At 62.2% G+C, this 16,046-nt stretch carries 12 protein-coding genes; 5 read left to right on the top strand and 7 right to left on the bottom strand.

Annotated features, from left to right (window positions below; all coding sequences use genetic code 11):
- Positions 1-55 precede the first annotated feature (55 nt).
- Positions 56-1,444: an O-antigen ligase family protein gene (locus ACHAA4_RS03185; RefSeq protein WP_435772731.1), complete on the top strand. Its 1,389-nt coding sequence runs from the start codon at positions 56-58 to the stop codon at positions 1,442-1,444.
- A 603-nt stretch (positions 1,445-2,047) separates the two neighbouring features.
- Here the strand turns inward: ACHAA4_RS03185 and ACHAA4_RS03180 are convergent.
- Positions 2,048-3,181, bottom strand: a complete 1,134-nt coding sequence (locus tag ACHAA4_RS03180; RefSeq protein ID WP_435772730.1) for a glycosyltransferase — start codon at positions 3,179-3,181, stop codon at positions 2,048-2,050.
- The gene (locus ACHAA4_RS03175; protein ID WP_435772729.1) at positions 3,174-4,277 is read right to left on the bottom strand and encodes a glycosyltransferase; all 1,104 of its coding nucleotides are present in this window, start codon (positions 4,275-4,277) and stop codon (positions 3,174-3,176) included. The genes ACHAA4_RS03180 and ACHAA4_RS03175 overlap by 8 nt, the downstream gene beginning before the upstream one ends.
- 634 nt (positions 4,278-4,911) lie before the next feature.
- Here ACHAA4_RS03175 and ACHAA4_RS03170 point away from each other — a divergent pair.
- Genes ACHAA4_RS03170 through ACHAA4_RS03160 form a run of 3 tightly spaced genes read left to right on the top strand, consistent with a single transcriptional unit; the run spans position 4,912 to position 8,248 of the window.
- Positions 4,912-6,183, top strand: a complete 1,272-nt coding sequence (locus tag ACHAA4_RS03170; RefSeq protein WP_435772728.1) for a glycosyltransferase — start codon at positions 4,912-4,914, stop codon at positions 6,181-6,183.
- A gap of 44 nt (positions 6,184-6,227) precedes the next feature.
- Positions 6,228-7,271, top strand: coding sequence for a GDP-mannose 4,6-dehydratase (gene gmd, locus ACHAA4_RS03165; RefSeq protein WP_435772727.1), 1,044 nt, complete (start codon positions 6,228-6,230; stop codon positions 7,269-7,271).
- Positions 7,268-8,248, top strand: coding sequence for a GDP-L-fucose synthase family protein (locus ACHAA4_RS03160; protein ID WP_435772726.1), 981 nt, complete (start codon positions 7,268-7,270; stop codon positions 8,246-8,248). The genes gmd and ACHAA4_RS03160 overlap by 4 nt, the downstream gene beginning before the upstream one ends.
- A 37-nt stretch (positions 8,249-8,285) precedes the next feature.
- Here ACHAA4_RS03160 and ACHAA4_RS03155 read toward each other — a convergent pair whose 3' ends face one another.
- Positions 8,286-8,774 carry a DUF4916 domain-containing protein gene (locus ACHAA4_RS03155; protein ID WP_435772725.1) on the bottom strand — a complete coding sequence of 163 codons (489 nt, stop codon included), beginning with the start codon at positions 8,772-8,774 and terminating at the stop codon, positions 8,286-8,288.
- A gap of 192 nt (positions 8,775-8,966) precedes the next feature.
- Between ACHAA4_RS03155 and ACHAA4_RS03150 the strand changes: the two genes are divergently transcribed.
- The gene (locus tag ACHAA4_RS03150) at positions 8,967-10,169 is read left to right on the top strand and encodes a TerC family protein (RefSeq protein ID WP_435772981.1); all 1,203 of its coding nucleotides are present in this window, start codon (positions 8,967-8,969) and stop codon (positions 10,167-10,169) included.
- Positions 10,170-10,292: 123 nt separating this feature from the next.
- Here ACHAA4_RS03150 and ACHAA4_RS03145 read toward each other — a convergent pair whose 3' ends face one another.
- From ACHAA4_RS03145 to ACHAA4_RS03130, 4 genes are read right to left on the bottom strand one after another with little or no spacing between them, the layout of a single operon-like run.
- Complete coding sequence (locus tag ACHAA4_RS03145; RefSeq protein ID WP_435772724.1) at positions 10,293-11,675, bottom strand: alpha/beta fold hydrolase; 1,383 nt, start codon at positions 11,673-11,675, stop codon at positions 10,293-10,295.
- A complete protein-coding gene (locus ACHAA4_RS03140; protein WP_435772980.1) occupies positions 11,672-14,323 on the bottom strand; it encodes a DEAD/DEAH box helicase in 2,652 nt (883 codons plus the stop codon). Before ACHAA4_RS03140 ends, ACHAA4_RS03145 begins: the two co-directional genes overlap by 4 nt.
- 14 nt (positions 14,324-14,337) lie before the next feature.
- A complete protein-coding gene (locus ACHAA4_RS03135) occupies positions 14,338-15,030 on the bottom strand; it encodes an MBL fold metallo-hydrolase (RefSeq protein WP_435772723.1) in 693 nt (230 codons plus the stop codon).
- Positions 15,031-15,035: 5 nt separating this feature from the next.
- The gene (locus ACHAA4_RS03130; protein ID WP_435772722.1) at positions 15,036-15,872 is read right to left on the bottom strand and encodes an HAD hydrolase-like protein; all 837 of its coding nucleotides are present in this window, start codon (positions 15,870-15,872) and stop codon (positions 15,036-15,038) included.
- Positions 15,873-16,046 lie beyond the last annotated feature (174 nt).

Genomic DNA, 16,046 nt, shown 5'->3' with positions numbered 1-16,046 from the left:
GAAGAACGTTTTTTAGTTGCTCAGCTCGTCTGATTGCGTCGCGGAGCCGGCCTTGGTGACACTCACGTTGGTTGTTTTCGCATTTTTGGCTTCTGGAGCAGCGCTCGGGCTACTCACGAAGCCTCCAGGGCGCTTTGTCCTGTTCGTCTTTGGCGGCATGTTGGCTCTTGGTGGCGCTTCTGGACTGTCTCCGGCGAAGATGGGCTACGCGGCCCTCTTGTTACTTATTGTGGTCATCGCGCTCACCCGGTTGAAAAAGTCCCTCAGTGCACTGGATCCATCGAGTCGAGTTACAGCGCGTGCAATGATGTCCGCGTCAATGGTCCTCTGTGTTGTGGTGCTACTTCAAGCAACGCTGGGACTACTCGAAGGTCGATCGGTCACTATCGTGGCGCAGGATGCGTTTACCTACCTGTTGGTTGCGATTTCTCCGCTCGTTGCGCTCGATGCAGGTGTTGGCATGAGACTGCGGCATTTGAAGTTCATAGTTGTTAGCTCCGGTGTGCTCGCAGCTTCGAGCTGGTCTGTTCATTGGTTGGGCCGCCGCGGTAGTGGATTCGACGGCCTTGAGAGGCTTGCTCTCCCAACTTCTTTCTTTGCATTTGCTGTTTTTGCAATTGCTCTCGTTACAGGAATTAACGCTCGTCGATCGTTTGACCGTGTTCTTTGGCTATCTTTCGCGATCGTGATTGTCGTTATTTATGTGGCCTCAGGTAGTCGCAGTCTACTGGTTTTTGGCCTTGGTTTGATTGGAATCCTCGGAGCACGACGTTTTGGTAGACTGCCGCCTTGGTTGGGCGTTTTGCTTGTACCGCTAATCTTGCTAGTCGCTGCGCAGTTTACAGCGACATTTATTAGATTCCTTCCCGACGGGGGGAGGCTCCTCGACCGGTTCACTAGGACATTTGATCTACTCTCCGATAGTGGACAGGGGTTGGGCGCAGATGGGAGTTTTTCCGATCGCGCAAGAGCGTACGAGATCACGTGGCAGTCGTTCATGGAATCTCCGCTCCTAGGGAACGGTTTCGGTTACCTTTATGAACCGGCGAACCCATCAGCAGTCCAGGCACTTTCTCTTGACAGCCCATTTCTAATATTGGCTAAGTTTGGGCTGATTGGCACATTTGCTTTAGTCGTCTTCATTATTTCAGTTTTTCGGTTCCTTTCCTCGAACCGTGGACCATCCTCTATGAGGCTGGCTGGAACAACCCTCAGAGTTTTTGTTTTTATAGCACTGGGACGTCTCTTCTTTGTTGCCCCAACAGAGGACAAAGGGTTTGGTTTCAGTCTGTCGCTGCTTATCGTGTGGTCCATAATCGTAGGTTCTTCCGACAGCCGTTTGTGGCGTACGACCAAGGAGAACATTTCGTCTGCTAGGTTGGCAGGCCGTCGCCGATCAGGAGAGTCTAATCTGATTCTGCGACGACCAGTACGGCGGAATTGAGATTAGCGTAGGGCGTCTCAGGGTTCAATCACGATTTTGGTTGTCGAGATCTAGTGCCGGACGCCGCCCGCTTGGCCACCCCTTTTTTGGTGCCCTTTGGTGGTGGTCACGTTGGGTCTTGCGTGTAGTCGGCAAGAGGGCGGTGTTTTGTCCTGATGGGGAGACTCCGCTTGGGGGCTCACGCATTCGTTGACCTGAACTGTCTACCAAGTATTCCAAGGTCCGGTATTGAAGTTCCGCGAACCCCGTATTGCCGAGAAATCCTGGCCAACTGGGACACGTAAGGATAACGGACTAAATGCTCCAGTTCTTGCTCCTCAACGATTTGAATCCGGATGCCATTGTCCCGAGCATCGCTCCAGATCTACGGAACGGCAACCAATTCATCTACGTCTCTCATTGACGGCAAGACAGGTAAGCGCCGGCTAAGCCGAAAGCTGAGGGCGGTAGTACTGAGTACGAGTCAGTAAGAAGCCAATTTTGGCGGTCTTGACTAGTGGTCTTCGGCTGCGGGGGTCGACCAGTCCGACGAGACTTGTCTGTGGACGCTCACTAGGTCGGCTTAGTCGTTCCTTCGAGCTGACTCGCCAGTACCTCGAGCAGTCATGAAGGATCGTGCAGGTTCCTCAGTATGACGTCTACGATACGTGCAGCGGCACGTTCAATTGAGGGTGCGTCTGACGTGGAGGCGGGCTCTCGCCGCCTCATCTTGTCCATTCTGGACCAGGCTGCGGCGAAAGAGGCAGCTGAATCTTCTTCCGCAGTCCACAACGTGGTGCCCTCGGCTAGGTGCGAGGCCTCTGGCGCCCGTTCCGACCCTGGCGTGGTGAGTACGGGCAGGCCCAGTGCCAGCGCATCCACGGCCACGAGTCCGATGCGCCCAGGATTAACTAAAAGTTTCGCTCGAGCAGCTGCAGGTCCATACTCCGCAACTTCGGCGTGACCAAGCAGGACGACTCGTCCGGTGCTCCGGCTCAGCTTTTCTAATTTCTCTCTCTCAGGACCGTCTCCAGCTACCACTAACCAGCAATCAGCATTATTGTGCATTACATCTAGTGCGGATTCGCAGAGCAGATCGATTCGCTTATTTTCACGTAAGGCACCAATAAAGAGTGCAATTTGTGCGTTAGAATTGATGCCGTGAACCTGGTAAAAGGTCTTTATTTCGGCTTCTGTGATGGAATTAAATACTTCCCTAAGTGAGACCGTATCTGTGGCATTACCGAATGCACTTACCTTCTCTGGAGAGATTCCCGCAGCGGCAATTACTGCATCGCGCCCTTCAGCCTCGTATGTGATTACGTGCCGGGCGTTCTGATTCAGGCGCGCTTTGAGGGCGGTCGGTAGTTTGCCATTTGAGGTAGTTCCGCTTTTACCGTGCCCGAACGTGATGTACGGCCTATTGGTGAACAAATGGGCCCACGCATTCAGGTTTGTGGCCTGCATTTCTGTGACGAGTAACGCGTTGCGCCACTCGACTGGCAAACGGCGACTGACTAGCTTCGGTAGCCGACGTCCGATGTTCCACATCTTCGTTGGCACCTGATCCGCCCAGGGAGCCGTGACTGCGTCCCCGAGTGCGTCCTGCTCTGCGAGTGCCTCCGCGTCACCGCCGAAAAACACGCGTGCCTCTACGTCACGTGCGGCGAGTTGGGCGACTACGAGATCCCAGAGTTTATAGCGGTAACGGGGGATATATGGCTGTGTGATCGCTACGCGCTTGCATGCTTCACGCATAAAGTCCTTCTAAACAGTCGGCAACGGTGTTCATTCCGTAATTACGTTGAACGAGTGCGCGTGCTCGCATGCCCATTGCCTCTCGAGCCGGCGCGTTCCGAAGAAGTTCACGGACAGCTTCACTCAACTGCTCCAGTGAGTCATCCACTACGATTCCAGCGTTTGCCTCAGCAATTGGTTCGGCAAGTCCATTGTCGGCTGTGACCACGACCGGTTTGCCCAGCGCCATTGCCTCCAAGACGGACATGGGGAACACCTCGCCTACCGACGGGAGCACGTAGATTGAGGATGCTCGCATCCGATGTGAGGTCTGGTCGGGAGCGAGAGCTCCCTCCCAACGAATACGACTTTCATGACCCGAATCGGCAATCATTTTCGAGACAGTTCCCGCCTCGCCTTCGTCCGGTCCGACTAGGGCAAAGTTAACATCGGAAAATTCATCCGCCAGCGCTCGGGCCATTTTCACGAACAGGCTTGCCCGCTTTCGCGGGTGCAATCGTGCGAGAAACAGTACTTCGACTGTGCTGGGTGTTGCTCCCAGCGATGGCACTGGGACGCCGTTGTGGATAGAGCGCGTGCGTAACTTGCTCCCGGCGATGGCATGCAAGGAAGCTCTCTCATTTTCCGTCAAGCTAAGGGCGATGTCGACGGAGCGAAGAATTGGACGCGTAAGCAGCGAGTCGAACACCGGCGCCAATGGATTGCTTGAGACGTCGACCATGCCATGCGTCTGCACCACCAGTCGTCGCGCGATCCGACGCATGGAACGCGCGGCCGGCATCGTCACCAGGTCGCGGGCCAGGTGGACATGTACCGCATCGTCTGAAGTCGCAGTCTCGCCCAAGTAGCGTTGAAGGAGCGGTGAGGCTAAGCCGGCGAATCCCGTCCGGGGAATTCGCTGCACTGCAGGGAAGAGACGCAGCGGAACCCCGTCCTCCTCTTTGGGGATAGCGCCGGCAAAACCCCTATGCGATGCAACGAGTTCGACGTCGTGCCCTCGTTCTTGCAACTCGCGCAGTTGGTTGATGGCCACTCGGATGGGCCCGCCGTAGGCTCCGTCTGGCGTGACAAGAGTGGCTACGTGGATGATCCTCATAGGATCCCTCCGGTGAAGCGCTGGCCGACCTCCACGGCGGGGTTTCCTCGGGCAACGACGTTTGACTGCAGGTCACCATCCACGACCGACATGGGAGCCACAAGCGCTGAACGGCCGATTCGCACTCCTCCGAGCAACATGCATCTGCTTGTTATCCAGACACCGTCCTCGATGTGGATTGGGCGCGTCATCAGCGCCATATCCAGACGGTGCCGGTGGCTCCCGGTCGTGAGCATTGACTCTTGCGAGATTACGACGTCACTTCCGATATAAATGTGGTCCTGGTTGTGGAACCAGACACCCTCTCCGATCCACGTGCGGGCACCAATGTGCAACTTCCAAGGAAAACGGACGCGTGTTCTAGGGCGGAAAATTACGCTAGGACCTATCTCTGCCCCGAAGGCTCTCAAAACACGGACCCGCAATCCGGAGCTGATTTGCCACGGGTTAGTTACAAATAGCAACTCACAGGCGCCCCACAGATAAACCATCCACCGAGACCGATTCCAGCTTTCTCGCTCACCCTGTGCTTGCGATAGGTCGATTACCGGTACATCGCTGTCACTTGGCGATTGGCGATCCACTAGTCCATCCATTCTGGTTTACGTGAGGAGATGTACTAGATTCTAGCCTGATGACTACTCCACTCAGAATCAGTCTCCTAGGCCTGAACTACGCGCCTGAGCACACGGGCATTGCGCCGTACACGAGCGGGCTCGCAATGGGGCTCACTCAGAAGAAGTTCAGCGTCCGCACATTCGCGGCTCATCCCCACTATCCAGACTGGGCAATCAGTGAAGGGTACGGCGCATGGACTTCGCACGAGCAGCTAAGGGGTGTGCCCCTCACTCGTTTCCGCCATTACGTTCCGGCTGACCCTCGAGGTGTCCGTAGGCTCGCCTCCGAGATTTCGTTCGGAGTGCGACTACTGTGCGCGAGCCTTGATCGACCTGACGTGGTCGTGGCAGTCTCGCCGTCCCTTTTCTCGACCGCGATTGCTGCCCTGGGGATACGACGCAGAACCCCATTTGTCGTTTGGGTCCAGGACATTTACTCGCTGGGAGTTAAGGAGACTGGTGGAAATGAAGTAGTGGCACGCATCATCGAGAAAGTCGAGTCTTGGCTGCTTCGCCGAGCCGACCGCGTGGTCGTCATCCACGAGCGCTTCGCTGATTATCTGACGATGTCGCTTGGTGTGCCCCGTGAGCGAATCGAAATCATCCGCAACTGGACTCACCTAAAGGACAGCGAACTCCCGGACCGGGCCGCGACTCGTGCAAAGTTCGAATGGAGTACCAGTGAGACCGTGGTGCTGCACGCGGGAAACATGGGTGTTAAGCAGGGCCTGGAGAATGTCATCGACGCCGCGCGGATCGCCGACAAGCGGGGGGCCCCGGTCCGGTTTGTGTTGATGGGCAACGGCAGTGAACGAGATCGTCTTGCGGCTCTCGCCAAGGATGTAGAACGAGTGGAGATTCTGCCCTCTCAGGAAGATGAATTGTTCGCGGCAATGCTCGATGCTGCGGACATTCTGCTCGTGAACGAAAAGCCAGGCATTGCTGAGATGGCCGTCCCCAGCAAGCTGACCTCGTACTTCAGTGCGGCCCGCCCAGTACTCGCGGCGACGGATCCCGGTGGAACCACTGCCAGTGAGGTGAACGCGGCAGATGCCGGAGTCATCGTCAATGCCGGTGATCCGGCAGCTCTCCTCGACGCTGCTCTGGCGCTTGCAGTCGACTCTGGTAGGAGTGAACAGCTCGGCCGAAACGGTCGTGCCTACCGCGAATCCGTTCTCACGGCGGGCGCCGCCATCGAGAAGTTCTCAAGGCTTCTGACTAGTTTGGCCAATACTGGAGAACGTAGGTCCACGCCTGGCCTGAAGTATCCTGTAAATAGCGGATTGTAGAATTCGTTTTTCGCTAAGTACCAGAAGCCTGGAGTGGAGCTTTCATGACTAAACGTGCACTAATCACCGGCATCACCGGCCAGGACGGTTCCTACCTAGCTGAGCTTCTGCTCGCCAAGGGATACGAGGTGCACGGCATTATCCGTCGTGCGTCCACGTTCAATACGAGCCGCATCGACCATCTTTACGTAGACCCGCACGAATCCTCAGCGAAGCTGTTCCTCCACTACGGAGATTTGAGCGACGGTGGGCGCCTCGTCACGCTGATGAGCCAGATCAATCCGGACGAGGTGTACAACCTCGCCGCGCAGTCGCACGTGCGTGTTTCATTCGACGAGCCCGAGCACACGGCCGACACCACCGGTACGGGAACCATTCGTCTCCTTGAAGCTGTGCGCCTCTCTGGCGTCGAGACTCGCTTCTACCAGGCCTCCTCATCAGAGCTATACGGAGCGACTCCGCCACCGCAGAGCGAGACCACGCCGTTCTACCCGCGCTCACCCTATGCTGCCGCGAAGCTCTACTCGTATTGGATCACCAAGAACTACCGCGAGGCCTACGACATGTTCGCTGTCAATGGCATCCTGTTCAACCACGAGTCCCCTCGCCGCGGCGAAACGTTCGTCACCCGGAAGATCACCCGCGCCGTCGCCCGGATTAAGGCCGGCGTGCAGAAGGACCTCTACTTGGGCAACCTCGAGTCGGTTCGCGACTGGGGCTACGCCGCGGAGTACGTGGAAGGCATGTGGCGCATGCTGCAGGTCGACACTCCCGATGACTACGTGCTCGCCACGGGAGTCGGCTACACGATTAGAGACTTCCTCGAGACCTCCTTCAGCCATGCAGGTCTGAACTGGCAGGACTACGTGAAGTTCGACGAGCGCTACCTGCGCCCCACCGAGGTCGATGCGCTGGTCGGCGACCCATCTAGGGCCAAGGCCGAACTCGGCTGGACGCCCACCGTCGATGGGCTCACCCTGGCCAAGCTCATGGTCGACGCCGACATCGAGGCGCTCGCATCTGAAGGGCGCCCCTGGATCGACAAGGTCTCGCTGCGCTCGTGGAGCACGGAACAGGTCGCCCGATGACCGGCGGCCAAGACTTGGCCTTCAACCCCGGGCCTCTGGACCGCGACGCCACCTTCTACGTCGCGGGACACCGCGGCTTGGTCGGCTCCGCCATCTGGCGGCGACTAGAAACCGCAGGGTTCACCAACCTCATCGGGAAACCCTCCGCAGAACTGGACCTGAAGAACCGTGAAGCGGTCTTCGACTTCTTCCGAGAGACCAAGCCGAAGTACGTGGTGCTCGCTGCGGCGAAGGTGGGCGGAATCCTCGCCAACAGCACCTACCCGGTGGACTTCCTCAGCGAGAACATCCGGATCCAGTCCAACGTGATGGACGCAGCGCTCGAGGCCGGCGTCGAGCGGCTGCTGTTCCTCGGGTCCAGCTGCATCTACCCAAAGTTCGCTGACCAGCCCATCCGTGAGGATTCCCTGCTCACCGGACACCTGGAACCCACCAACGACTCCTACGCGATCGCCAAGATCGCTGGAATCCTCAACGTGCAGGCAGTGCGCCGTCAGTACGGACTTCCATGGATCTCGGCAATGCCGACCAACCTCTACGGACCGAATGACAATTTCAGTCCCAAGGGGTCGCATGTGCTCCCAGCGCTGATTCGCCGGTACGACGAGGCCGCCCGTTCAGGTGCCGCGACGGTCACGAACTGGGGGACAGGCACACCCCGGCGCGAGTTCCTGCACTCCGACGACATGGCCGACGCATGCCTGCACCTGCTGGAGAACTATGACGGACCAGAACAGGTCAACGTCGGCACCGGCAGCGACGTCACCATCCGCGAGATCGCCGAAACGATCGCCTCAGTCGTGGGTTACCAGGGCGAGACCGAGTGGGACACCACTAAGCCCGACGGGACGCACCAGAAGCTCCTCGATGTCTCGAAGCTCGCCGGCGCCGGCTGGACAGCCAAGATCAGCCTCGCAGAGGGGCTGGAGCGCACGGTGAAGTGGTATCGCGAACACGTCGACACCATTCGTCAGTAACACCGGTGACCCGCGCCACGGATTATCGTGGCGCCGGTCAGCTCCGCAGGAGACTGGAGAGCAGGTCCTGGCAGCCAGGCCACAGCGGGTCCGGGAGCTCTGCAGGTCCGAACCATCCGAAGTCCAGAGCCTCGTTGCGCGGGCCAGGTGCACCGGCCAGCTCGACGGTGAAGGACAGGCCGACAGAGTGCTTGCGTGGGTCTACCCCGTGAGCAAGCTGCTGGGCTGACTCCGGTGTGTCCGCAGGCGGGAACCACTGGTAGACGTGGCTTGGCTGCGGGTCTGCGCCGAGGACCAGGTCCGTGTCCAAGGTGTCATGGGCATGCCGCTGCAACGCATCGGTGATGGTCTCTCCGCGCGATATGCGCCCGCCAAGGTGGCACCAGACTTGCCCGAAGGGTGACTCCCGCAGAATCAGGCCGATCTCGGTCCTGCCCTGGACCTGCCGCACGGGGACAAAGTCCACGCAGATCAGGGGAATCGACTGCTCGACCTGGGCATATAGCTCGTCCGGTAAAAATTTCACGAGCCAAGTCTAGGGCGAATGATCAAGTTCACCGACCGGCCGGTGTATCATCATCCAAGCGTGGGGGAGTATCCCTAACACTGTGGTCGTCAGCACGCGGGGCAACGTCGCCTCGCCGGACACAGAGGCCTGGACTCAGGCGGAGAGACTCGCGATGACATGGTTGTACCCATCTTCGCGAAAGGCTCCTTCATGGAGATCTCCCCATTGGTCTGGACCGTCACGCTTGCGCTGATCATCGGTCTGCTGCTCTTCGACTTCGTCTTCCACGTGCGCAAGGCGCACACCCCCACGATCAAAGAGGCCGCCCTCTGGTCCGCCTTCTACGTGGGCGTGGCCCTGCTCTTCGGCCTCGGCTTCTTCGCCCTGGGCTACCCGGAGATGGCCACCGAGTACTACGCCGGCTATGTCACCGAAAAGGCGCTCTCGGTGGACAACCTCTTCGTCTTCCTGGTCATCATGGGCAGCTTCAACGTCCCCCGTGAGTACCAGCAGAAGGTGCTGCTCTTCGGCATCGTCTTCGCGCTGATCGCCCGCAGCGGGTTCATCTTCATCGGCGCCGGGCTGATCAGCCTCTGGAGCGACGTCTTCTACATCTTCGGCATCATCCTGCTGATGACCGCCGGGCAGCTGCTCAAGAAGGAGCTCGCCGGTGACTCCGGGGGAGACGAGGCGGACAACTTCATCATCCGGTTCGCCCGTCGGCACCTGAACACCACCGATGACTTCCACGGGGACAAGCTGACCACCCGCATCGACGGCAAGCGGATGTTCACCCCGATGCTGCTGGTCATGCTCGCCATCGGCGGCACCGACCTGCTCTTCGCCGTGGACTCGATCCCTGCCATCTACGGGCTCACCCAGGAACCGTTCATCGTCTTCGCGGCCACCGCGTTCTCGCTCATGGGTCTGCGCCAGCTCTACTTCCTAATCGACGGCCTGTTGGACCGGCTCATCTACCTCTCCTACGGCCTGGCGCTCATCCTGGGCTTCATCGGCGTCAAGCTGATGATCCACGCCCTGCATGACAACAACCTGCCCTTCATCAACAACGGTGAAGACGTCTCCGTGGTCGAGATCACCACAGGTCTCTCGCTGCTGGTCATCGTGGGCGTTCTGATCATCACCGTGGTCGCCTCGCTGCTGGCGCCGAAGGGCCGCGCGCTGCGCGCCATCCAGAACGCCGAGAAATACAACCAGCGCTACGTGGACCTCTCGGAGAAGGCTCCCGAGGACCGAGAGTTCAGCCTGATCAAGACCGCCGAGAAGTCCGACTACTGGTCTGCGAAGGTTGCCACCGTGCCGGAGAAGTACCAGGCCGACCTGATCGAGCATCGGGGCAACTACGTGGCGCTGCTCGAGAAGGCCCGCGGTCTGCGCACCGGAGTCAAGTGACCGAATCGACGACCGGACAGGACTGACGGAACATCTCTGACCGGCACGAAAGAACCGGCCGGGTCCCCTGATCTCAGATCAGGCGGGCCCGGCCGGTTCTTTTCTACGTCACGACAGTGACCCTCAGGTGCGTTTCAGCAGCTCACCAAAGACCCGGGCGCCGTCGTCGCCCAGGCCATCGTGGTGGAACTCGTTGGTCTCCCAGACGCTGATCCCGCCGACACGGTCCGCAGTCTCCCAGGAGAGCTCGCGGGCCACATACACATCATCCGTGTAGAGCGCCGCGGCGGTGGGCACCCGGTTGGCGCGCAGCTGCTCGAGGTCATAGAGCGGTGCCCAGTCCTCGACTCCGGCCAGAAGGTCCGCGGCCGGCACGAGGTCTTGCAGCGTCGGGTCCAGGAGCAGGTGTTCGCGCAGGATCATCTCGCCAAGCAGCAGGGGAGAGGCGCCCTCGGCGTCGAACTCCGGGAACTCGGCAGCCACCCGCTGGGCGGCCCAGCCGGTGGACGCGCGACCATCGGTCAGCGCGGCGGGCTGGCCGTAGATGGATTCATGCAGCACTGCGTACATCGGGTTCGCCGCGAAGGACAGCTGCTGGCCCACCGCGGCGAGGAAGGTGTCGGAGAGCTGAGTCGGGTCAGGTCCGGTGAATGCCTCTTCGAGCAGGTAGTGCAGCGAATCGGCCCGGGTGTTGCCGCCCAGGAGCATCCCGAGCAGCTGGAACCGGGCCGGGGTGAGTGCCGAGCCGTCGAGCAGCTGCACCCGGTGGGTGCGCAGGTGCGCGAAGACCGCGTCCAGGATCTCCCGGTCCTGCGGGAAACGCGCGAAGTGCTCATAGTTCCGCGCCCGCATCTTGGCGTAGGTGGCGCGGTAGACCCGGTCTGCGTGGCCGGTGAGCGGGGCGAGGCCTCCGGTGATCAGCGCGCGGTCCAGGGACTCAGGGGCGAAGGAGAGGTAGCTCAGCGTGCAGAACCCGCCGAAGCTCTGTCCCAGCACGCTCCAGGACTTCAGTCCCAGGGCCCGGCGGAACGCCTCGGCGTCCGCGACGATCGAATCCGCGCGGAAATGCCGCATATACGCGGCCTGGGCAGCGTCGTCGCCCCGTGATTTGAGGGAGTGCCGGGTCAGGGGAGTCGAAAGGCCGGTGCCGCGCTGGTCCAGCATCAGGATCCGGAAATTGGCTCCGGCTTCGGCCATCCAGCCGCCGAGCTTCGCGGGCCGGGTGCCCTTCCCGCCGGGGCCGCCCTGCAGGAACAGCAGCCAGGGGAGGGACTCCACGTGCTCCCGGCCCTGCGCGGCCGCCTCCGCGGAGACGAATTCCCGGGCGTAGATCCGGATCGCCTCGCCGTCGGGCGCTGTGTGACTCAACTGCGCAGTGTGGTTCGACTGCGCTGAATGGACCAGCGGCACGTCCAACCAGTGATCGGTGATCTGGGTGCCGTCGATCAGCGTGGAGGTCGCTCCGGCGCTGGGCGCCGGGTGAGCTCCCGAAACGGCAGTGCTCATCCCAGTTCGCCGACCCGGTCCATGATCACCACGGGGGCCCCGGTCTCATCCGAGGCGGTGAGATCGATCCAGGCGTGGATGCCCCAGTCGTGATTAGACTCGGGGTCATCCAAGACCTGCACCGCCCGCCAGTAGCGGCGCTCCGAGTCCGGAGTGTCCTTGGGTGAGACGTCGATCCGCACCAGGGAGGGCCCACGGGACTGGGCGTCGGTGTAGACCTCCTCGTAGATGTCGAAGTAGGCGTCCAGCGCCTGACCCCAACGGTCCTTGTCCCAGCCGTGCTCGGCGTTGAGCTCGGCGAGCTTCGCCTCCTTCTCCTCCGCGAAGAGCTCCGCGCGCAGGAACAAGGCGTTACGCACCATCACCTTGAAGGCCCGCGCATTGGAGGTGACCCGGTCCGGGTGATCCAGCGCGGAGATGTCGGCCTCCATGGCGGCGAGTTCGGCCAGCTTCTCCGGGTCATCCCCGGCCTGGAGCCGCTCCCATTCCTCCAGCAGCGAGCTGTCGGTCTGCCGGACCACCTCACCAAGCCACGCGAGCAGGTCCTCGAGCTCCTCGGTGAGCCGGTTCTCCGGGACCGTCTGCTTCAGCGCCTTATAGGCGTCGCTGAGGTAGCGCAGCAGCACGCCCTCGGACCGCGCGATCTGGTAATGATTGACCATCGTGGTGAAGTCGAAGGCTCGCTCGAGCATGTCGCGGACCACCGATTTCGGCTGCAGCGCATGGTCGGAGACCCAGGGGGCGCCGGTGCGGTAGATCTCGAACTGCTGGGTGAGCAGCTCGGCCAGCGGCATCGGGTGGGTGAGCTCATCGAGGATCCGCATCCGGTCCACATACTCCACCCCCTCGGCCTTGAGCTCGCCGATCTTCTCCGACTTCAGCTGCTTCACCTGGGCGCCGGTGATCTGGTGCGGGGTCTCCAGAATGGACTCGATCACGCTGATGACATCGTGGGCGTAGGACTCCGACTCGACGTCGAGCAGCTCCACCGCGGCCACCGCGAACGGCGCCAGCGGCTGGTTCAGCGCGAAGTTGTCCTGCAGGTCCAGGGTCAGGTCCACGGTGCGGCCGTCCTCATCGGGCCGCTCCAGACGCTCCAGCACCCCGGCGGTGAGCAGCTCGCGCAGGATCTGCAGCGCCTGGCGCTGCAACTGGGCCTTCCGGGCCGGGGTCTCATCGGCGGCGAGAATCATCCGGCGCATCGCTCGGATCGGGTCCTCGGGCCGTTCCAGGAGGTGCAGCACCATCGAGTAGCTGACCTTCATCCGGGAGACCATCGGCTCCGGGGTGGCGGTGATGATCCGCTCGAAGGTCTTGTCGCTCCAGGAGACGAACCCGTCCCGGGGCTTCTTCTTCCCGGCCGAGCGGATCGCCTGGGAGACCTTCTTCTCATCATCGCCGTGCTTGGCGCGGGCCTTCTCGATCGCCGCGTTGTTCTCGATCACGTGCTCCGGGGCCTGAACCACCACGGTGCCGTGGGTGTCGAACCCGGCCCGGCCGGCGCGACCGGCGATCTGATGGAACTCGCGGGCATTGAGCTGCCGGGTGCGGGTGCCGTCGTATTTGCTCAGCGCGGTCAGCAGCACCGTGCGGATGGGCACGTTGATCCCGACGCCGAGGGTGTCAGTGCCGCAGATGACCTTCAGCAGGCCCTGCTGGGCGAGCTGCTCCACCAGCCGGCGGTACTTGGGCAGCATGCCCGCGTGGTGCACCCCGATCCCGGCGCGGAGCAGCCGGTTCAGCGTCTTGCCGAAGCCTGCCGCGAACCGGAAGGTCTCCAGCTTCACCCGGATCAACTCGCGCTCCTCCTTGGAGACCACGTTGAGCGAGGCCAGGCCGACGGCGCGCTCGGCCGCCTCGCGCTGGGAGAAGTGCACCACGTACACCGGGGCCTGATGGGTGCTGACCAGCTCCTCGAGCTTCGCCTGCAGCGCTGTGGTGGAGTATTCGTAGCTCAGCGGCACCGGACGCTCGGCGCTGGAGACCGTGACGACGTCGCGTCCGGTTCCTTCACTCAGCCGGGCCTCGAACCGGGAGGTGTCGCCCAGAGTGGCGGACATGAGCAGGAACTGCGCCCGGCTGCCGGAGGACCCGTGTCCGGGGGTGCCCGGGTCGGCGCGGCCGGTGAGTTCGAGCAGCGGGACCTGCCAGGCCCAGCCGCGCTGCGGATCGGCGTAGAAGTGGAACTCGTCCATGATGACCGGGCCGACGTTGGCGTCGCGGCCGTCGCGCAGGGCCTCATTGGCGAGGATCTCCGCGGTGCAGCAGACGATCGGGGCGCCGGCATTGACCGAGGAGTCACCGGTGACCATCCCGACGTTCTCGGCGCCGAAGATCTCCACCAGGGAGAAGAACTTCTCCGAGACCAGGGCCTTGATCGGGGCGGTGTAGACGCTGCGTTCGCCGCGGGAGAGCGCGAAGAAGTGCGCGGCCGTGGCGACCAGGGACTTGCCGGAGCCGGTGGGAGTGGCCATGATGACGTGCTGGCCGTCGGCGAGCTCCAGGATGGCGTCCTGCTGCGCCGGGTAGAGGGTGATCCCCTGGGTCTGGGTCCAGGCTTCGAAGGCGGCGTAGAGCTCTTCGGGCCCGGCGGGGCCGTCTGTTCCGGCGGAAGGTTCGAGCTTGTTGAGTCGTTTGGAGGCCGTCACAGCAGTCACCGGGCTCACCAGCCGCGTTCCCGCCAGGTGGGGAGCTGGGCGCGTTCGGCGCCCAACGTCGTGGGGTCGCCGTGGCCGGGATGGATGATCGTGTCATCCTCGTAGACCTCGAAGAGCCGGGCCTCGACGTCATCGATCAGGGAGATGAAGTCCTCGGCTGCCCAGGTCTTGCCGACCCCGCCGGGGAAGAGCGAGTCGCCGGTGAAGATGTGGGTCGGGCCGTCCTCGACGCGGTAGACGAAGGCCACGGACCCGGGGGTGTGGCCGCGCAGGTGGACCACGGCGAGGTCGATGCCGTCATAGGTCAGGCTCTCGCCGTGGCCGAGCCGACGGTCGATGGTGACGTTCTTCTCGGCCTCGATGACGGGGGCGTCCTCGGCGCCGGCCGCGGCCTCCGGGCGGGCCGACCCTGCGGCGGCCGCGGTGCCGCCGCTGAGCAGTTCTTCGAGCGCGCGGATGTGATCCCAGTGCGAATGCGTGGTGAGCACCGCGGACAGCTCCAGCGGACAGGGAGTGTCCTGGGCGGCGGAGGCGAGCAGACCACGGATGGCCCCGGCGTCGTCGGCGGCATCGATCAGCACCTGGACCCCCGACTTCTTCGCGGTGAGCAGATACACGTTGTTGTTCATCTCGGAGACCGAGATGCGGCGAAGCGTGATTGCGGGGAGATCGTAGAGCAGAGAACTGTCAGAGGCCATGAGAGTCAGTCTAAGGTGCGGCGACCCTGCGGAACCACGAAGCGGACGTACCCCGGCGCGTAGGCCTTCTGCTTGACCGGCACCAGGATCCCGGCGGCGACCAGCGCCTCCTCGAGGCGTTCGGCGGTGCTGACGATCGGCGCGGCCCCGGCCTGCTCCAGCTCCCCGGCGGGAGCGTAGCCCCAGCGCACCCCGATGCAGGACAGCCCGTGGGCGGCGGCGCCGTCCACGTCAAAGATTCGGTCACCGACCATGACCACCTTGGCGTCGGGTGAGGTCTCTGCGATCGGGCCGTTGCTGGGGTCCAAGCCGATCGCTTCCAGGGCCGCGGCGAGGATTGGGCCCTTGCCGGCGTGGGGGATCGACTCGTCCTCAGGTGACCCAGCCACCGCGGCGAAGTGCTCGCGGATGCCCTGGATGCTCAGCAACCGTTCGGCCAGTCCGGTGGGCTTGGAGGTGGCCACCGCGCAGACCACACCGGCGGCGTTGAGCGTGCGCAGCAGGTCCTCTATGCCTGGGTAGACCCGGCTGGCCTGCATGCCCTCGGCCAGGTAGCGCTGCCGGTACTCCTCCACGATCGAGGGGATGATCGCCTCGGTGACTCCGGGCAGGCTGGCCAGCGAGGTGGCCAGCGGGGGGCCGACGAAGGAGTCCAGCACCTCCTGCTCCGGGATCTCGATGCCGTGCACGGTCAGCGAGTGCACGATGCCGAGGGTGATCGCCCCGGCCGGGTCGACCAGGGTGCCGTCGAGGTCGAAGAGGACTGCCCTGATGTCGGGCGCGGTGACGACCACATCGTCGGTGCGGACGGCGGCAGAGGCGGTGAGAGAGTCGGAGATCACAAGGCCATTCTCACATGGTCCTATTGTGTGGAGTCCAGAGCGTGATCGAGAACACTTCTATCGAGGGGCGGAATGATCGAATATCTGGGGACGAAATTCGTATCAGGTACTCGGAGAATCCGCCCCTCAACTGGGGGTGGCCTCATAGGAACTCAGGCTCACCGGGGAGGCAGA

It is taken from the genome of Nesterenkonia maliinae (assembly GCF_051262655.1).
In the GTDB taxonomy this organism is placed as follows: Bacteria; Actinomycetota; Actinomycetes; order Actinomycetales; family Micrococcaceae; genus Nesterenkonia.
This window is presented reverse-complemented; position numbering and strand designations above follow the sequence as displayed.

Coding starts and splice junctions, on each gene's coding strand:
- ACHAA4_RS03180 (WP_435772730.1), bottom strand. CDS start 3,181: ATGCGTGAAGCATGCAAGCGCGTAGCGATCACACAGCCATATATCCCC.
- ACHAA4_RS03175 (WP_435772729.1), bottom strand. CDS start 4,277: ATGAGGATCATCCACGTAGCCACTCTTGTCACGCCAGACGGAGCCTAC.
- ACHAA4_RS03170 (WP_435772728.1), top strand. CDS start 4,912: ATGACTACTCCACTCAGAATCAGTCTCCTAGGCCTGAACTACGCGCCT.
- gmd (WP_435772727.1), top strand. CDS start 6,228: ATGACTAAACGTGCACTAATCACCGGCATCACCGGCCAGGACGGTTCC.
- ACHAA4_RS03160 (WP_435772726.1), top strand. CDS start 7,268: ATGACCGGCGGCCAAGACTTGGCCTTCAACCCCGGGCCTCTGGACCGC.
- ACHAA4_RS03150 (WP_435772981.1), top strand. CDS start 8,967: ATGGAGATCTCCCCATTGGTCTGGACCGTCACGCTTGCGCTGATCATC.
- ACHAA4_RS03145 (WP_435772724.1), bottom strand. CDS start 11,675: ATGAGCACTGCCGTTTCGGGAGCTCACCCGGCGCCCAGCGCCGGAGCG.
- ACHAA4_RS03135 (WP_435772723.1), bottom strand. CDS start 15,030: ATGGCCTCTGACAGTTCTCTGCTCTACGATCTCCCCGCAATCACGCTT.